Here is an 18,735-nt window from a genome sequence, read left to right on the forward strand (position 1 = left end):
GGAGGGCTTGATGTGTTGTCCTGTCGGGGCGGGACCGTTAGTCTGGCGCTCGTTTCCCGCAACACAAGCCGGATATTGAAAAGCCATTGACGGACGTTCATTCCACTGCCTCGCTCATTTCGGAGGAGAGCCGCGCGTCGGCTACGCCGATGATGGAGCAATATATCGAGATCAAGGCGAACAACCCCGGCTCGCTGCTCTTCTATCGCATGGGCGATTTCTACGAGCTGTTCTTCGATGACGCGGCGGAGGCTTCCCGCGCGCTTGGTATCACGCTGACGAAACGCGGCCAGCATCTGGGGCAGGACATCCCAATGTGTGGCGTACCCGTGCACGCGGCTGACGATTATCTGCAAAAGCTGATCCTGCGTGGATATCGCGTTGCGGTCTGCGAGCAGACCGAAGACCCGGCAGAGGCAAAAAAACGCGGCTCTAAATCTGTCGTGCGTCGAGATGTGGTGCGCCTTGTTACGCCCGGTACGCTGACGGAAGAAAAACTCCTGTCGCCGACGGAATCCAATTACCTGATGGCACTTGCCCGTATTCGTGGCAGTGCGGAAGCGCAATTTGCGCTGGCCTGGATCGATATTTCCACCGGCGTTTTTCGCCTGGCCGAGACGACGCTGACGCGGCTTCTGGCCGATATATGGCGCATAGATCCCCGTGAGTTGATCGTCGCTGACAGCCTGTTTCATGATGAGGAACTGAGGCCGGTTTTCGATATGCTGGGTCGGGTGGCCGTTCCGCAGCCCGCCGTATTGTTCGACAGCGCTACGTCAGAGGGGCGCATTGCCCGTTATTTCGGCGTTTCGACGCTGGATGGTTTCGGTTCGTTCTCCCGCGTCGAACTGGCTGCTGCCGCTGCCGCGGTGGCCTACGTCGAAAAAACACAGATTGCCGAACGCCCGCCACTCGCTGCACCGGAGCGGGAGAGTGCGGCATCCACCTTGTTTATTGATCCGGCCACGAGAGCCAATCTAGAACTGACCAAGACATTGTCGGGTGAACGGGATGGATCGCTGTTGCATTCCATCAACCGCACGGTCACCGGCGGTGGTGCGCGGCTGCTCGCGGAACGGCTGATGTCTCCGCTGACCGACGCGGACAAGATCAATGCGCGGCTGGATGCAGTCGCTTACCTGCTGGATGACGTCTCCCTGTCCGATGGCCTGCGAGACGCGCTGAAACAGGTGGCGGATATGCCGCGCGCCCTGTCGCGCCTGGCACTGGATCGTGGTGGGCCGCGCGATCTCGGTGCTATCAGACTCGGATTATATGCCGCCGCCAAGGTCGCAGAATTGCTGGATCAGGGATTGTTGCCGGATGAGTTGGCACAAGCACTTGCCGCCCTGAAAGCGCTGCCGATCGAACTTGAAGCGATGTTGGGCGCAACGCTGGCTGATGAATTGCCGTTGCTGAAACGCGATGGTGGCTTCGTGCGCGAGGGTTCCAACCCGGAACTGGACGAAATATGGGCGTTGCGCGACCAGTCCCGCCGGGTGATTGCCGGTCTGCAGCTGCAATATTCCGAAGAAACGGGTATCAAGTCGCTGAAGATCAAGCACAACAATGTGCTGGGATATTTCATCGAGGTTACGGCGGGCAATGCTGATGTGATGATGGCGGATGCCGAGGCCAAAGCCCGCTTCATCCATCGTCAGACGATGGCAGGCGCAATGCGTTTTACCACCACTGAACTGGCCGATCTGGAAAGCCGTATCGCCAATGCCGCCTCGCAAGCGCTGACGATAGAATTGCAGGCCTTTGCGCAAATGGTCGAGGCCGTCGTTTCGCATGCCGAAGCCATCAAGGCAGGAGCATTCGCACTTGCCGCTATCGATGTCGCCACAAGCTTGTCTTACCTAGCAGCAGAACAGGCCTATTGCCGACCGGTCGTCGATGGTTCGATGATGTTCGACATCAAGGGTGGACGGCACCCGGTGGTGGAGCAGGCGCTACGCCGACAGTCCACCGGCCCCTTCATCGCCAATCACTGCGATCTTTCGGCGGTGAATGGCAACCGCAACGGCGCTATCTGGCTGCTGACCGGCCCGAATATGGGCGGTAAATCAACCTTCCTGCGCCAGAATGCGCTGATTGCCATTCTCGGCCAGATCGGCTCCTTCGTTCCTGCTGAAGCCGCGCATATCGGCATTGTCGATCGTCTATTTTCACGCGTCGGTGCGTCGGACGATCTGGCGCGTGGCCGATCCACCTTCATGGTGGAAATGGTGGAGACGGCAGCAATCCTCAATCAAGCGACCGATCGCTCGCTGGTTATTCTGGACGAGATCGGGCGCGGTACGGCGACATTCGACGGTCTTTCCATCGCCTGGGCAGCGGTGGAACACCTGCATGAGGTTAACCGCTGCCGTGGTTTGTTTGCCACCCACTTCCACGAATTGACAGTCCTGTCCGAAAAGCTGGGTCGCCTGTCCAACGCCACCATGAAGGTGCGTGAATGGGAAGGCGACGTGATTTTCCTGCACGAGGTAGGGCCGGGTGCGGCAGATCGTTCCTACGGCATTCAGGTGGCAAAGCTTGCGGGCCTTCCGGCCTCTGTCGTTGAACGTGCGCGCGCCGTGTTGACCCAGCTTGAAGACGCCGACCGAAAAAATCCGGCAAGCCAGCTGATCGATGATCTACCGCTGTTTCAGGTTGCGGTGCGGCGTGAGGAAAGCAGACCACAGGGTAATTCCAAGGTGGACGAGGTGTTGAAAGCGCTCAACCCGGATGAAATGACACCCCGTGAGGCGTTGGACGCGCTTTACGCGCTCAAGAAACAACTTGGCAAGGCTTAAGACTTACAGTGCCTGTCCATCACGATTAAAAATCGCTATAGGGCTATGCCGAAAGCATAGCCCATATGAAATGGATATCGGCATCAATGGCCACGAAAGACCTGGATTTTTCCGCAATACTGGATGTTGCTGCACTGAAACATGAGTGCGAACTCGTCTTTCAGGGCGATGGGCAGCGTGTCGCCGATGTACGCTCAGACCTGTTGCCGATTTTCAAGAAGGCCAGCGCTCAGGGCCGTGAAAGAGCCCGTGAGCTTTTGGACACGGAAGGCGGCGGCATCGACTGCGCCCGTCGCATTTCCTGGCTTCAGGACCGTTTGATCGAAGTGCTTTTTGATCTGGCCTGCCAATATGTCTACCCGAACGACGCCCCGAAAATTGCGATTACGGCGGTTGGCGGTTATGGCCGTGGCACATTGGCACCGGGATCGGATATTGACCTGCTCTTTCTGCTTCCTGCCAAGAGCACGCCTGACATGACCAAGGCTATCGAGTTCGTGCTCTATATTTTGTGGGATATCGGTTTCAAGGTTGGTCACGCCACCCGCACGGTGGATGAATGCATTCGTCTTTCCAAGGCCGATATGACCATCCGCACCTCCATTCTGGAAATGCGCGCCATCTGTGGTACGCAGGCGCTTGCCGATGAGCTGGAGCGTCGTTTCGAGACGGAGGTCGTCACCAATAGCGGCCCGGAATTCATTGCAGCCAAGCTTGCCGAGCGCGATCAGCGCCATCGCAAGGCCGGTGATACGCGCTATCTGGTCGAGCCGAATGTCAAGGAAGGCAAGGGTGGCCTACGCGATCTGCACACGCTGTTTTGGATTGCCAAATATTATTATCACGTGCGTGACACGGCGGAACTGGTGAAGCTTGGTGTGCTGTCCAAGCGAGAGCTCAAGCTGTGTGAAAAGGCTGACGATTTTCTCTGGACGGTGCGGTGCCAGATGCACTTCATCACCGGTAAGGCTGAGGAGCGGCTATCCTTCGACATTCAGCGCGAAATCGCCGCCTCGCTCAATTACCAGCCGCGCCCCGGCCTTTCAGCCGTCGAGCGCTTCATGAAGCACTACTTCCTCGTGGCGAAGGATGTCGGCGATCTCACGCGGATCTTATGTGCCGCATTGGAAGACAAGCAGGCGAAAGATGTGCCAGGACTGTCAGGTGTGTTCAGTCGTTTTGCCCATCGGCTTCGCAAAATTCCGGGCTCCGACGAGTTTGTGGAAGATCGCGGTCGCATTGCATTGGCCAATGCCGATGTGTTTCGCACGGATCCGGTCAGCATCATCAGGCTGTTTCATGTGGCCGATATCAACAATCTGGAACTGCACCCCGATGCGCTGCGCGTTGTCAGCCGTTCGCTGGCTTTGATCAACCATGAACTTCGCGACAACGAAGAGGCGAACCGGCTTTTCCTGGCGATCCTGACCTCGCGGCGCGATCCGGCGTTGACGTTACGGCGCATGAATGAAGCGGGCGTTCTGGGCAAGTTCATCCCGGAATTCGGCAAGATCGTCGCGATGATGCAATTCAATATGTATCACCACTATACCGTCGACGAGCATCTCATTCGCTCCGTTGCGGTACTGGCTGAGATCGACAAAGGACAGGCCGTCGATACCCATCCGCTGGTCAACCGGTTGATGCCTGCTATCGAGGACCGCGACGTTCTTTACGTGGCGGTGCTGTTGCACGATGTGGCCAAGGGCCGCCAGGAAGATCATTCCATCGCCGGTGCGCGCGTGGCGCGCAAGCTTTGCCAACGGTTCAGGCTCAGCAGCAAACAGACCGAAACGGTGTTCTGGTTGATCGAGCAGCATCTGCTGATGTCCATGGTGGCACAGACCCGTGACCTGCATGACCGAAAGACGATCACGGATTTTGCCGACAAGGTGCAATCCATGGAGCGGCTGAAAATGCTGCTCATCCTCACCGTTTGCGACATCAGGGCCGTGGGGCCGGATGTGTGGAACGGCTGGAAGGGCCAGCTTTTGCGCACGCTTTATTACGAAACCGAGCTGCTTCTTTCGGGCGGGTTCTCGGAAACGTCGCGCAAGGAGCGCGCCAAGATTGCCCGCCAGGCGCTTTATGATGCGTTGACGGACTGGGGCCAGAAGGCACGGCGCAAATATTCTGGTCTGCACTACGAGCCTTACCTGTTGTCTGTCGATCTTCAGGATCAGATCCGCCACACACGGTTCCTGCGCGAAACGGACAAGCAGGAACAGGCGATGTCCACCATGGTGCGCACGCATTCCTTCCACGCCATAACGGAAATCACCGTTCTGGCACCTGACCATCCCCGCCTCCTGTCCATCATCACGGGCGCCTGCGCGGCAGCTGGTGCCAACATCGCCGATGCGCAGATTTTTACCACCTCGGACGGTCGGGCGCTTGATACGATTCTCATCAATCGGGAGTTTCCAATCGATGAAGACGAGACGCGGCGTGCCAACACCATCGGCAAGATGATCGAAGAGGTCTTGGCGGGCAAAAAGCGCATTCCCGAAATCATCGCCACGCGCACCAAGGGTCGCAAGAAGAGCAAGACTTTCAACATTCCGCCATCCGTCACCATTTCGAACGGGCTTTCCAACAAGTTCACGGTCATCGAGGTCGAATGCCTCGACCGCACCGGCCTGCTGGCGGATATGACGGCGGTGCTGGCCGATCTTTCGCTGGACATCACCTCCGCTCGCATCACCACCTTCGGCGAAAAAGTCATCGATACCTTCTATGTCACCGACCTTTTCGGCCAGAAGGTTATGACCGAAAACCGGCAGGCGAGCATCGCCTCGCGCCTCAAAGCAGTCATGGCCGAGCAGGAGGATGAATTGCGAGATCGCATGCCGTCCGGCATCATCGCTCATCCTGATGTTGCGGCTCTCGCCCCTGCACGAACGGCAAAGGCGTAAATCTCCATGAGCCTGATTGGAAAATTCGCAACCGTCGGCACCGCGACCCTCGGCAGCCGGCTTTTCGGCTTTGTTCGGGAAATGCTGATGGCCGCGGCTGTCGGCACAGGCCCGGTGGCCGACGCCTTCAATGCGGCGTTTCGGTTTCCGAACACGTTTCGCCGGCTGTTTGCCGAAGGTGCATTCAACTCCGCCTTCGTTCCGCTCTTTGCCAAGGAGATTGAAGCGAATGGCATGGAGGGTGCGAAGCGGTTCTCCGAAGAGGTGTTTGGCGTACTCTTCACGGTCCTGATGGCGCTGACGATCCTCATGGAATTGTCGATGCCGTTCATCGTACGAACGATCATCGCGCCCGGTTTTGTCGATGACCCCGTCAAGTTCGATAACACCGTGCGGCTGGCAACCATTATGTTTCCCTATCTCGCCTGCATGTCGCTGGCGGCGATGATGGGTGGCATGCTGAACTCCCTGCATCGGTATTTCGCCGCTGCCATCGCCCCGGTCTTTCTCAACATAATCCTCATCGGTGTTCTCGGTTTTGCCTGGTGGCAGAGCTACGATCCACTGCAGGTTGGTTATGCCCTATCCTGGGGTGTGATGGCTGCAGGGTTTGTACAGCTCGCCATCGTCTGGATTGCCGTGCGCCATGCTGGCATCAAGATCGGCTTTCGCCGTCCGAGCATGACCGGCAACGTCAAACGCCTGCTGGTGCTGGCTCTGCCGGCTGCGATTACCGGTGGCATCACCCAGATAAATCTGTTGATCAACACGAACATCGCGTCGGGCGGAGAAGGCGTGATTTCGTCGCTGGCTTATGCAGACCGCATTTATCAGCTTCCGCTGGGCGTGGTTGGCATCGCCGTGGCGACGGTTCTGTTGCCTGAACTTGCCCGCGCATTGCGCGGTGGGCATCAGGTGGAGGCCGCCAATCTGCAAAACCGCTCCGTGGAATTTGTTCTGTTTCTGACCTTGCCTGCGGCCGCCGCGCTCCTGGTCATGGCAGAACCGATTGTGCGCTTTCTCTATGAGCGCGGCAATTTCTCGTCCTCTGCCACGATCACGGTCGCGCAGATATTGGGCATATACGGGCTAGGGCTTCCAGCCTTCGTGCTGATCAAGGCTTTCATTCCCGGCTTCTTTGCCCGTGAAGACACCCGCACGCCAATGATCTTTGCAGCCATCTCAGTGGTCGTGAACGTGTCTTTGGCGCTGACGCTGTTTCCGACCTATGGCGGCCCGGGCATTGCAACGGCGGAAATCACGGCTGGATGGGTCAATGCGGCCTTGCTGTTCGGTATGCTCCTATGGCGTGGGCACTGGAAAATCGACGTGCCGTTGCTAACCCGCATTCCTCGTCTGATGTTTGCAGCTGCTATGATGGCGGTGGCCATTCATTATGCGCTTGCCTATCTGGCATTCGAACTTTCGTCGGCATCGTCCATCGCGGTGCGTGCCGGAACGATCATCGGCCTCGTTTTTGCATCGATGTTTGTTTATTTCGGGCTTGCATTCGCCTCGGGTGGCGCAAGCCTCGGCATGGTCAAGCGTGGATTGAAGCGTAAATCCAAGGTCACTGCGGTGTCTGAAGACGAGGGCGTGTGATGGCCGACTTTTCTGCGTCTCGACATATCGCGCTGGCCACATTGGTCGTCGATGACTACGATAAGGCGAAAGCCTTTTATTGCGATATTCTTGGTTTCGATTGTGTTTCGGACCAGCCGCTGCCGGATGGAAAACGTTGGGTGGTGGTGACACCAAAGGGCAGCGGTGGCATGGGCCTGCTGCTGGCGCAGGCCGATGGCGCACAACAGCACCAAGCTATCGGCAACCAGACTGGCGGCCGCGTCGGATTTTTCCTCCACACTCAGGATTTTGCCACTGATTTTACCCTGATGACGACAAGGGGTGTGCGTTTTCTGGAACAGCCGCGCCACGAGGCCTATGGTTCTGTCGCGGTTTTCGAAGACCCCTATGGTAACAAGTGGGATCTATTGCAGCCCTGAATTCGTCTAAACCCCTTGATTGCAGGCTGTTGCGGGTGCATAAGCGCGACCAATTTGAAACACGGGGCAAGGCCCTCCACAAGCCTTTTCGAGGACGATCATGAACGCATTTAAGCCGCTGGTTTTCTCTGGCGTCCAGCCCACCGGAAACCTCCATCTCGGCAATTATCTCGGTGCCATCCGCAAATTCGTTGCCTTGCAGGAAGACAATGACTGCATCTACTGCGTGGTGGATATGCATGCGCTGACAGCGCAACTGGTTCATAGCGACCTGAAGGCGCAGACGCGATCGATCGCGGCGGCTTTCATTGCTGCAGGCATTGATCCAGTCAAGCATATCGTCTTCAACCAGTCCGCCGTGCCGCAGCATGCGGAACTCGCATGGGTGTTCAATTGCGTGGCGCGCATCGGCTGGATGGAGCGTATGACGCAGTTCAAGGACAAGTCCGGCAAGAACGCCGAACAGGTGTCGCTTGGTCTGCTGGCCTATCCAAGCCTGATGGCCGCTGACATTCTGGTCTACCGCGCAACGCATGTGCCGGTCGGTGACGACCAGAAACAGCATCTGGAACTGGCCCGCGACATCGCGCAGAAATTCAATATGGATTTCAGCGCCAATATTCAAAGTGCTGGCCTCGGCATCGACATTACCGTCGGCAACGAGCCGGTGCATGCCTATTTCCCGATGGTGGAGCCGCTGATTGGTGGTCCTGCGCCGCGCGTCATGTCGTTGAAAGACGGCACGAAGAAAATGTCGAAGTCGGACCCATCGGATCTGTCGCGCATCAACCTGATGGACGATGTTGATACGCTGTCGCGCAAGATCAAGAAGGCAAAGACCGACCCGGATGCGCTACCAAGCGAAGTCGAAGGCCTGAAGGGCCGTGCGGAAGCTGAAAATCTCGTCGGCATCTATGCAGCGCTGTCGGACAAGACCAAGGCGGACGTTCTCTCGGAATTCGGTGGGCAGCAGTTTTCGGCCTTCAAGCCAGCACTTGTCGATCTGGCGGTCAACGTCCTTGCACCGATCAACAGCGAAATGCGCCGCCTGCTGGATGATGTCAGCCATATCGACGCCATCCTCAAGCAGGGCGGCGAACGGGCAGGGGTGATCGCAGAAAAGACGATGAACGAAGTGCGCGATATCATCGGTTTCCTGCGCTGACCTCAGGGCACTAACCCAGGTAAAGAACGTTTTTTAATCCGGGGATTTGATATAATGTCGCCCGAGCTATCGGGCGGTTTTGTCCTGCCGCGACGAACAGAGGAGTACGCAATGGTATCGAAACGGCTTTCGCGTCTCGAAGGACACCGCCGCAAATTTCTCGCGGTCATCGATGGGACGCCCGAATGCGAAAGGGCCGTTCATTATGCCGGTCGTCGCGCCAAGAACTCCAATGGCGCGCTCGTGCTTCTTTATGTGATTCCCGAAGGCGATTTCCAGCAGTGGCTCGGCGTTGAGCAGATCATGCGCGCCGAAGCCCGCGAAGAGGCTGAGGCGTCACTAGCCAAGGTGGCGCAAAAGGTGCGTGAGAGCGTGGGAATGGAGCCGGAAGCTGTCATTCGCGAAGGCAATGCCGCCGAACAGATTCACGGCTTGATCGACGAGGATCGAGATATCGCTATTCTCGTGCTTGCTGCTGGATCGACCAAAGAAGGTCCGGGCCCGCTGGTATCCTCCATTGCCGGACGTGGTGCTGCGTTTCCGATTCCGGTCACGGTGCTGCCGGATACGCTCAGCGACGAGGAAATCGACGCGCTCTGCTGAAAAGCTGATTTCTTGAATGTGTTTATCATGTCAGGACTTGAAGTTGACCTTCGTCCGGCGTATTTTGGAAGTATTCTAAATTGCGGGATGTCGATCGCGTATCCCGAAGGAGATTGCAATGTTCATTCAGACGGAATCCACGCCGAACCCGGCAACGCTGAAGTTTCTTCCAGGCAAAGTCGTTCTGGAAAGTGGCACGGCTGAATTCCTGAATGCCGCTCAGGCGCAAGCCTCGCCGCTGGCCGCAGTCCTGTTCGAAATTCCCGGTGTAACAGGCGTCTATTACGGCTTCGATTTCATCACCGTCAGCAAGGACGGCGCGGAATGGCAGCACCTTAAGCCAGCCATCCTCGGCTCGATCATGGAACATTTCATGTCCGGTCGCCCACTGATGGGGACGGCTGTTGCCGCTGAAATCTCCGACGAGGAAGAAGAGTTCTTCGAAGCTGGCGATGAAACCATCGTTGCCACCATTAAGGAACTTCTCGAAACCCGCGTTCGTCCTGCCGTTGCGCAGGATGGTGGCGATATCACCTTCCGCGGTTTCCGTGATGGCACCGTGTTTCTCAACATGAAGGGTGCCTGCTCCGGTTGCCCATCATCCACGGCAACGTTGAAGCATGGTGTTCAGAACCTGCTGCGCCACTTCGTGCCTGAAGTGCAAGAGGTCGAGGCCGTCTGATAAAAGGCGGCTTATCCCATGATCGTACTTTCTATCGACACGTCAGGTGTAGACTGTTCTGCCTGCCTTTATGACAGCGCTGCTGATGTCGTGCTGGGCGAAGTCACCGAAAATATCGGCAAGGGCCATGCGGAACTGCTGATGGGTATCATCGACGGTGCTTTGCAGCAGGCTTCCTTGGCGCTGAAAGATGTCGAGCGGATTGCTGTTACTATCGGTCCAGGGTCTTTCACCGGTATTCGTGTGGGAGTGGCCGCCGCTCGTGGGTTTGCGCTTTCGCTGGGTATTGAGGCCGTGGGCATCACGACTTTGGAAACACTCGCGGCGCATTACCACATGCAAAACCCTGGTCTACCAGTGGCTGTCGGGCTGGATGCCAAGCGTGACGAGGCCTATCTTCAGACCTTTGCGGCCGATGGATCGACATTAAGCGAGGCGGCGCTCCTGTCGCTGGATGAAACGAAAGCGGTACTTGCGGGCTTTGCTGGCACCATCATCGGTTCTGCCTCACCGCTTTTCGTAGGCGGCGAAACAGGCTCCGGGCCGGACCGGTTTGCGATTGCAACCGTTGCACGTCTGGGTGCGCAAAAGCCGCAGGGCATGCCCAAACCTGCACCGCTCTATCTGCGTGGGCCGGATGCCAAACCTCAGTCGGGATTTGCACTGGAACGCCGTCCGGTTGCCTGATAGGGCCATTCAGAGTTTGGATGCGGATGATTCCTTTCGATGTTTGACGATTACCTCAGCTGGAAACCCTATTTCGAGATCGTGACCATGGGCTACGGGGATTGTGTTGAGGTTGCCCAGCTTCACGCGTCGCGGTTTCCACGCCCCTGGAATGATGGCGAGTTTTCGAGCCTTCTCAGCCAAAGCAGTGTTTTCGGGGCCGTCGCACGCCAGACCAACGCGTTTTTCAGCAAGCCTATGGGCGGCTTCGTTCTGTCGCGCGAAGCCGGCGGTGAAGCCGAAATTCTCACCGTTGCCGTCGGTGATAAATTCGAGCGTTGCGGGCTTGGTTGGCGGCTGATGCAGGCGGCTATGCGTGAAGCAGGCATGAGGGGTGCCGAAACCATGTTTCTGGAAGTAGACGGCGGCAATGTGTCGGCGGTCGGTCTTTACAAAAAACTCGGTTTCAAGACGGTTGCCGAACGGAAGGCTTATTACACGTCTAAGGATGGTACCAAATCGACGGCGCTTGTCATGCGTCGTGATCTTCGCTAGTTCGTGGTAACGATTTACACTGCGCTTGAGCGCCATTCCAACGGAAGCATCTGAGAGTTAGAAGACGTGATAGACCTTTCGAAAACGCTGGAAGAATTATGTGCCGAGCGCGGTATGCGTATGACCGATCAGCGTCGTGTGATTGCCCGCGTTTTGCAGCAATCCGAAGACCATCCGGATGTGGAAGAGCTTTACCGTCGCTCGTCAGCTGTCGATCCGCGTATTTCGATTTCCACGGTCTATCGCACGGTCAAGCTTTTCGAGGATGCCGGCATCATCGAACGTCATGATTTCCGCGATGGTCGCTCGCGTTATGAAACCATGCCGGAAGAGCACCACGACCATCTGATCGATCTGAAAAACAGTGTGGTGATCGAGTTTCGCTCCGCTGAAATCGAAGCGCTTCAGGAAAAGATTGCCCGTGAACACGGCTTCAAGCTGGTTGATCACAGGCTCGAACTCTACGGTGTCCCGCTAAAGCCTGAAGATGGCTAAACCGGACATGGGGCCACGGAGCAGATGAAGCGATGATGTGGTTGCGGATGAGTTATCTCATCGTCGTTTTGACGCTTGTAACGCTGGTGCTGTTGCCAGTGCAACTCGTCAGCCTTTATTTCGACTGGCCGCTCCGCCGTTCCCTGCCACGCCTTTGGCACAGGATCATTTGCCATGCGCTCGGCATCAAGGTCCACGTGCATGGCACCGTGGAGCGCGCCAAGCCGCTGCTTCTGGCCGTCAACCATGTATCGTGGACCGATATTATGGTGTTAGGCAGCGTAGCCGATGTGGTCTTCATTGCCAAAACGGAGGTGCGCGACTGGCCGATCTTCGGTGTCTTGGCGCGTCTGCAAAGAACGATTTTCGTCACACGCGATCAAAAGCGCAGTGCGGGTGAGCAGGTCAACGAGATCGCTCAACGCCTTGCGGACGGCGAAATCGTTCTTCTGTTTCCCGAGGGAACGACGTCGGACGGCAATCGGCTCCTTCCCATCAAATCATCTCTTTTCGGCGCGGCATCCAGTGCAGCCGAACAGGTGCCGGGGCAGATGGTCCACGTGCAACCGGTCACGGTGGCCTATACCGGCATACAGGGCATGGCGATGGGTCGATACCACCGCAGCGTCGCGGCATGGCCAGGAAGTATGGAATTGGTCCCGTCGCTTTTGGGTCTGCTGAAAGCCGGTGCGATAGATGTCGATGTGTCCTTCGGGGTGGCGATTCCCTTCCACCGTGGCGACAATCGCAAGACATTGAGTGCGAGCGCGACGGCCGCTATTCGCAGCATGCTGAATTTCAGTTTGCGTGGCGGATGGCGAAAGTCTCGCTGATTGCGCATTTTTCTGTTTAATATGGCGCTTTAAAACATTAGATAGCGGCCATGACCCAGGAACTGATCGGCCTAGAAGCCACACCATCCGCCCTTCGCGAGGGAGCAAACAGCCGCAAGGTCTTTATCAAGACCTATGGCTGTCAGATGAATGTCTATGATTCCGTGCGCATGGGTGATGCTCTGGCGAAGGACGGTTACGAGCCGACCGAGGATATAGACCAGGCAGATCTCGTTCTTCTCAACACCTGTCACATCCGGGAAAGAGCTGCGGAAAAAGTGTACTCCGCGCTTGGCCGCTTGCGGGATATGAAGAAATCCCGAGAAGAGCAGGGCCGCGAATTCGTGATCGGTGTTGCCGGTTGTGTTGCACAGGCTGAAGGCGAGGAGATTTTGCGTCGCGCTCCCGCCGTAGACGTCGTTATTGGACCTCAGACCTATCATCGTTTACCCGAAGCTCTGCGGCGCGTGCGCGGTGGAGAGCGTGTCATCGAAACGGAATATGCTGTCGAAGACAAATTCGAGCACTTGCCCGTTGCGGAAAAGGCAAAAATCCGCTCGCGTGGCGTCACGGCATTTTTGACGGTGCAGGAAGGGTGCGACAAGTTCTGCACCTTCTGCGTGGTGCCCTATACGCGTGGGTCCGAAGTCTCGCGGCCTGTGCAGCAAATCGTTGATGAAGCATCGAGACTGGCCGAGTCAGGTGTGCGGGAAATCACGCTGCTGGGCCAGAACGTCAATGCATGGCGGTCATCCGGGCCGAAGGGCGAACAATGGGGTCTGGCCGAGTTGTTGTACCGGCTGGCTGAAATTCCCGGTATCGCCCGTTTGAGATACACCACCAGCCATCCGCGCGATATGGATGACCAACTGATCGGGGCACATCGCGATCTGCGCATTTTGATGCCCTATCTTCACCTTCCCGTGCAGTCCGGCTCGGACCAAATCCTCAAAGCCATGAACCGTCGCCATACTTCGGAAGAGTATATTAGGCTTGTCGAAAAGATTCGCGGAGCCCGCCCTGATATTGCCATGTCTGGAGACTTTATTGTCGGTTTCCCTGGCGAGACGGATCAGGATTTCGAAGATACGCTCGCTATCGTGGAACAGGTGAAATACGCGCAGGCCTTTTCGTTCAAATATTCCACACGTCCCGGCACGCCCGGTGCGGATTTGGTCGATCAGGTGCCGGAAGAGATAAAGAGCGAGCGGCTGGAGCGACTACAGGCTTTGTTGTTGAAACAACAGCAGGAATTTGCCGGTTCTCTGGTTGGAAAGACGATGGATGTGCTGCTGGAAAAGCCCGGCCGCATGCCGGGGCAGTTGATAGGACGATCTCCTTGGCTGCAATCTGTGAATCTTGATGCAAACGACATGAAAATCGGCGACATTGTTCATGTACGAATCACCGCAACGGGTCCAAACAGCTTGTTTGCCGAGGTGGCAGACAGTGAGAGTGGGGACCGACACTGACTTGGACGGGAGCCTGACCGCTTGAACGCACACGAATTGGTATCACCCCCATCGCGCCAGCCACGCCCAGCCGCGACCGACGCCAATCACTTCGTCCTCACGTTCGAGAATAACAGGATAGCGGGAGAGCTATTCGGTCAGTTCGATCAAAACCTCAAATTGCTGGAACAGCGGCTCAATATCGACGCGCGCCCACGCGGCAATTCTGTCGCCATAACCGGTGATCTCGTTGCCACCAATCAGGCCCGCCGCGCTCTGGACATGCTTTACGAACGTCTTTTGAAGGGCGGAACAGTCGAGGTGTCCGACGTCGAAGGTGCCATTCGCATGGCCATGGCGGCGGACGATCAGCTGATCCTTCCCACCATGGAGCGCAAAGCCAAAATCTCCATGGCGCAGATTTCCACCCGCAAGAAAACAATCGCTGCCCGCACGCCGACGCAGGATGTCTATATGCGCGCGCTGGAACAGTCAGAACTGGTCTTCGGCGTAGGGCCTGCCGGCACTGGTAAAACCTATCTCGCCGTCGCACACGCCGCTCAACTGCTGGAACGTGGAGCGGTGGATCGCATTATCCTGTCACGCCCCGCCGTCGAAGCCGGTGAGCGTCTGGGTTTTCTTCCCGGCGACATGAAGGAAAAAGTCGATCCTTACCTGCGTCCACTTTACGACGCACTGTACGACATGATGCCGGGCGATAAGGTGGAGCGTGCCATCCAGGCGGGCGTGATCGAAATTGCGCCACTGGCCTTCATGCGTGGACGCACACTTGCTAACGCGGTTGTCATCCTTGACGAGGCTCAGAACACAACCACGATGCAGATGAAGATGTTTCTGACGCGTCTTGGCGAAAAAGGCCGCATGATCGTGACCGGTGACCCCAGTCAGGTCGACTTGCCGCGTGGTATGAAGTCAGGCCTTGTAGACGCTTTGCAAATCCTCACGGATGTCGAGGGCGTCTCCGTCGTTCGCTTCAAGGACGTGGATGTCGTTCGTCACCCCATGGTCGCACGTATCGTCCGCGCCTACGAAGCGCAGACCGCTGTGCCGGATGAAAGCCTTCCGAGAGGCAATTGAAGCAGGACATGACGTCACTCGATATTCAGATCAGCGTCGAGGCCGACAACTGGCCATCGGAAGATGAACTTTTCAAGTTGACGAGCCGGGTCCTGGACCCGGCCGTCGATTTTTTGAAATCAGAAGAAAAACAGCCTTTTCCAAGAACGCCTACGGAACTGTCCCTTGTCTTTACCGACGACGCCTCAATCCGGGAGATTAACGCCGAGTGGCGTGAGAAGGACAAGCCGACAAACGTGCTATCTTTTCCGGCCTATCCGCTGGAACCGGGCAGCATGCCGGGACCGATGTTGGGCGATATCGTCATCGCACGTGAAACAGTGGAGCGAGAAGCCCTTGATCTGGACAAGAGTTTCGAGGATCATCTAACGCATCTTCTGGTGCATGGCTTTCTGCACCTTTTCGGTTACGATCATATGGACGCCGAAGAGGCAGAAGAAATGGAAGGGCTTGAGACTCGCATTTTGGCGAAGCTTGGTCTATCTGATCCCTACGCGGGTCAGGAGCCGCTTTGATGAACAGTTTGGGACCATGAACGAAAATTCTGCACGACCGGCACATGAGGCCAAAGAAACCGGGGAGCAATCCTCATCGGAGGAGGGCAGTAGTCCCTTACGATCCGAATATCACTTCAAACCCAGAGCATCCCTCTGGTCTCGCATCTCGCGGCTGTTGAAGCCCTCACATGGTGAGCGTCTTCGCGAAGACATCACCGACGCGTTGATGACCGACACTGAAATCGGTGCCGCGTTTACGCCCGAAGAGCGGGCGATGCTCAACAATATCCTGCGTTTCAGGGAAGTCCGTGTCGAAGACATCATGATCCCGCGTGTGGATATCGATGGGCTCGATCAGGATATGACCGTCGGTGAAGCGATGATCCTGTTTGAAGAAACCGGTCGCTCACGCATGCCTGTCTACGATGAGACGCTGGATAACCCCAAGGGCATGATCCATATTCGCGATCTCCTGTCCTTTATCGGCAAGCAGGCACGAAACAAACGCCGCGTAGGCTCGCGTGCGACAGCTGCCGCCGACGCCAAAGCTGCAAAATCACCCCGTGCCAATTTTGATCTCGCCCGCGTTGATCTGGAAAAAACGCTCGCTGAAGCTGGCCTAGTTCGGAAAATTTTGTTCGTTCCATCATCCATGCTGGCTTCGGCTCTGTTGAAAACCATGCAGGCCCAGCGCACGCAGCTCGCACTTGTCATCGACGAGTATGGCGGAACCGATGGTCTCGTAAGCCACGAAGACATTGTGGAGATGGTCATCGGTGATATTGATGACGAGCATGACAAGGATGAGACGATGTTCTCACGCCTTTCTCCTGGTGTTCTGATTGCCGATGCGCGTGCCGAACTGACAGAACTGGCAGAAGCCATTGGCCCCGATTTCGATGTCCGTGAGCATATCGAAGAAATAGACACCTTGGGCGGTCTGATTTTCTTCGCCCTTGGCCGCATTCCGGTAAAGGGTGAAGTCGTTCGGGCGGTGTCCGGTTTCGAGTTCCACATCCTCGATGCCGATTCCCGTCGCATCAAGGGCGTGCGTATCGTGCGAAACCAGTCCTCTGAGGGAGAGGATGATCAGGCACCGGCTCAGGCTGCAAGCGATGTGGTTCTTTCTCTGCCGCCGCCGTCAAGCCATGCGGATAATGCGTCGGCCTGATCAAGGCGACTGTGTTTTATCGTTTGGAGACCGCAGGATATTCGTTCTGCGGTCTTTGTATTTCAAGCACAGGCCAATGCTAAGGGAAGTGCAGACGAGACGCTGTGGACGCGCTCTTTTTTTTACAGTAAGTCCGGTTAAACAGACGGTGTCGCCTCCCGTGTATCTCGTGTCGGACGGTGCCTTGAAAAGGTGGATACTGCATGGAGCGGCTGGCGGGCAAAATCATGTTGAGCAGTGGTTTTGGGAGAGTATGTACCGCTGTTCTTGCAGGTGCTATCGGTGCACTTGCCTTCCCGCCCGTTGGCTTTTTTGCGGCACTTTTCATCTCTTTTACGTTGCTGGTCTGGTTGATCGACGGTACGACCGGAAGCCCTGAAGGTGGTGCCTGGTCGCGCGGCTGGAAAACCTTCGTCATTGGTTGGCTTTTCGGTTTCGGTTATTTCGTGGCGGGGCTATGGTGGCTTGGCAACGCACTGCTTCTCGAGGCGGATGAATTCGCCTGGGCCTTACCGCTTGCAATTCTTGGCCTGCCTGCCTGTCTTGCCATTTTTTATGGCTTGGCCGTCATGCTGGCAAACCTTCTATGGTCTGATGGTTGGGGACGGATCGCGGCTCTTGCGGCCTCCTTCGGTCTGATCGAATGGCTGCGCAGTTTCGTTCTAACGGGGTTTCCCTGGAATACCGTCGGCTATGGGTTGATGCCCATTCCCTTGATGATGCAGACGTCCAATCTTATCGGCATTTTTGGAATGTCGATGATGGCCGTGTTCATCTTTTCTAGTCCGGCTCTGCTGGGCACCAGGAAGGGATTACTGCCCGGACTGTCGATTGCAGCTCTGATGATGGCATTTCACATTGGTTACGGCGCTTATCGTATGCACCAGCCGTTGCTGCCAGCCGATGACGCTCTCACAGTGAGAATCGTTCAGCCGGGCATCGACCAATCCCGCAAGATGCTGAATTCCGACCGAGCGGAAATCTTCAAGGAGCATTTGCGCCTCTCAGCCCTGCCGATCTCAGCCGGCCAAAAACGGCCCGATATCATCATCTGGCCGGAAACATCCGTGCCGTTCATTCTGACGCAAAATCCCGATGCTCTCGAAGATATCGCAAAGACGCTGGAAGACGGACAAATCCTGCTGACAGGCGCTGTGCGGATGGAGGATGCAGGTGCCGGCAACGCGCCACGCTATTATAATTCGGTCTATGCTGTTGACAGTGAGGGGCAGATCATTGGTGCGACAGACAAGGTCCACCTCGTTCCGTTCGGCGAATATGTTCCCTTTGAAAATGTGCTGCGGCATTTCGGTATCGACAATCTGATTAGCTTGCCGGGCGGTTTTTCACCTGCCGCAACGCGAAATGCGATTACTCTGCCGTCGAGCAAAAAGCTCTATTCTTTCATCTGCTACGAAATCATTTTCCCAGGTGAAGTTCCGGCTGACATCGCCACCTCGACAGCCATTATCAATGTGACCAACGATGGTTGGTTCGGCAACACGCCCGGCCCTTATCAACATCTACAACAGGCAAGAATCCGTGCCGTGGAAACTGGTGCTCCAGTGATTCGCGCGGCCAATACGGGAATTTCGGCGATAATCGACCCTCTGGGGCAAATTGTCGCAGGGCTTGACTACGGGCAAAAAGGAATAATCGATTCTACTTTAAGTGGTTCATCCTCTGGCGTGGTCACCGCAGATATGCGACAGATACACTTTTGGTTGTTCTTTGGATTATTGCTCGTGTGTTCGGTAATCTCACGGATGGGTTTGATGAATCGGAAGAATTGACCAAAAA

Annotated in this window: 16 protein-coding genes; all 16 read left to right on the plus strand. The window is 56.5% G+C overall.

What is annotated here, in order from left to right; all coding sequences use genetic code 11:
• The first annotated feature begins 86 nt into the window (after positions 1–86).
• The 16 genes from mutS to lnt all read left to right on the plus strand — a co-directional run bounded on the left by mutS (position 87) and on the right by lnt (position 18,728).
• Complete coding sequence (gene mutS, locus DSM25558_RS04180; RefSeq protein WP_077102075.1) at positions 87–2,801, plus strand: DNA mismatch repair protein MutS; 2,715 nt, start codon at positions 87–89, stop codon at positions 2,799–2,801.
• An 86-nt stretch (positions 2,802–2,887) separates the two neighbouring features.
• On the plus strand, positions 2,888–5,716 hold the full coding sequence (locus tag DSM25558_RS04185) for a [protein-PII] uridylyltransferase (RefSeq protein ID WP_083716307.1): 2,829 nt from the start codon (positions 2,888–2,890) through the stop codon (positions 5,714–5,716).
• A 6-nt stretch (positions 5,717–5,722) separates the two neighbouring features.
• A complete protein-coding gene (gene murJ, locus DSM25558_RS04190; protein ID WP_077102079.1) occupies positions 5,723–7,318 on the plus strand; it encodes a murein biosynthesis integral membrane protein MurJ in 1,596 nt (531 codons plus the stop codon).
• Positions 7,318–7,719: a VOC family protein gene (locus DSM25558_RS04195; protein WP_077102081.1), complete on the plus strand. Its 402-nt coding sequence runs from the start codon at positions 7,318–7,320 to the stop codon at positions 7,717–7,719. Before murJ ends, DSM25558_RS04195 begins: the two co-directional genes overlap by 1 nt.
• Before the next feature lie 100 nt (positions 7,720–7,819).
• Complete coding sequence (gene trpS / locus DSM25558_RS04200; protein WP_077102083.1) at positions 7,820–8,884, plus strand: tryptophan--tRNA ligase; 1,065 nt, start codon at positions 7,820–7,822, stop codon at positions 8,882–8,884.
• A 111-nt stretch (positions 8,885–8,995) separates the two neighbouring features.
• The gene (locus DSM25558_RS04205; RefSeq protein WP_077102085.1) at positions 8,996–9,487 is read left to right on the plus strand and encodes a universal stress protein; all 492 of its coding nucleotides are present in this window, start codon (positions 8,996–8,998) and stop codon (positions 9,485–9,487) included.
• A gap of 118 nt (positions 9,488–9,605) precedes the next feature.
• Positions 9,606–10,169 (plus strand): NifU family protein, encoded by a 564-nt coding sequence (locus tag DSM25558_RS04210; protein ID WP_062451583.1) that lies wholly within the window; start codon positions 9,606–9,608, stop codon positions 10,167–10,169.
• Between the two features lie 18 nt (positions 10,170–10,187).
• On the plus strand, positions 10,188–10,856 hold the full coding sequence (tsaB, locus tag DSM25558_RS04215; protein WP_077102087.1) for a tRNA (adenosine(37)-N6)-threonylcarbamoyltransferase complex dimerization subunit type 1 TsaB: 669 nt from the start codon (positions 10,188–10,190) through the stop codon (positions 10,854–10,856).
• 39 nt (positions 10,857–10,895) lie between these two features.
• Positions 10,896–11,390 (plus strand): GNAT family N-acetyltransferase, encoded by a 495-nt coding sequence (locus DSM25558_RS04220; RefSeq protein WP_077102089.1) that lies wholly within the window; start codon positions 10,896–10,898, stop codon positions 11,388–11,390.
• A gap of 114 nt (positions 11,391–11,504) precedes the next feature.
• Positions 11,505–11,885 carry a Fur family transcriptional regulator gene (locus DSM25558_RS04225; protein ID WP_153366875.1) on the plus strand — a complete coding sequence of 127 codons (381 nt, stop codon included), beginning with the start codon at positions 11,505–11,507 and terminating at the stop codon, positions 11,883–11,885.
• Positions 11,886–11,917: 32 nt separating this feature from the next.
• Entirely contained in the window at positions 11,918–12,718 is an 801-nt protein-coding gene (locus DSM25558_RS04230; RefSeq protein WP_077102093.1) for a lyso-ornithine lipid O-acyltransferase, read from the plus strand.
• 50 nt (positions 12,719–12,768) lie between these two features.
• Entirely contained in the window at positions 12,769–14,190 is a 1,422-nt protein-coding gene (gene miaB, locus DSM25558_RS04235) for a tRNA (N6-isopentenyl adenosine(37)-C2)-methylthiotransferase MiaB (RefSeq protein WP_077102095.1), read from the plus strand.
• Between the two features lie 21 nt (positions 14,191–14,211).
• Complete coding sequence (locus DSM25558_RS04240) at positions 14,212–15,267, plus strand: PhoH family protein (RefSeq protein WP_077102097.1); 1,056 nt, start codon at positions 14,212–14,214, stop codon at positions 15,265–15,267.
• Positions 15,268–15,275: 8 nt separating this feature from the next.
• Entirely contained in the window at positions 15,276–15,782 is a 507-nt protein-coding gene (gene ybeY, locus DSM25558_RS04245; RefSeq protein ID WP_077102338.1) for an rRNA maturation RNase YbeY, read from the plus strand.
• Between the two features lie 16 nt (positions 15,783–15,798).
• A complete protein-coding gene (locus DSM25558_RS04250; protein ID WP_077102099.1) occupies positions 15,799–16,935 on the plus strand; it encodes a hemolysin family protein in 1,137 nt (378 codons plus the stop codon).
• Positions 16,936–17,138: 203 nt separating this feature from the next.
• Positions 17,139–18,728: an apolipoprotein N-acyltransferase gene (lnt, locus tag DSM25558_RS04255; protein ID WP_077102101.1), complete on the plus strand. Its 1,590-nt coding sequence runs from the start codon at positions 17,139–17,141 to the stop codon at positions 18,726–18,728.
• Positions 18,729–18,735 lie beyond the last annotated feature (7 nt).

Origin of the sequence: Agrobacterium sp. DSM 25558, assembly GCF_900100825.1 — a bacterium.
Lineage (GTDB): Bacteria > Pseudomonadota > Alphaproteobacteria > Rhizobiales > Rhizobiaceae > Agrobacterium.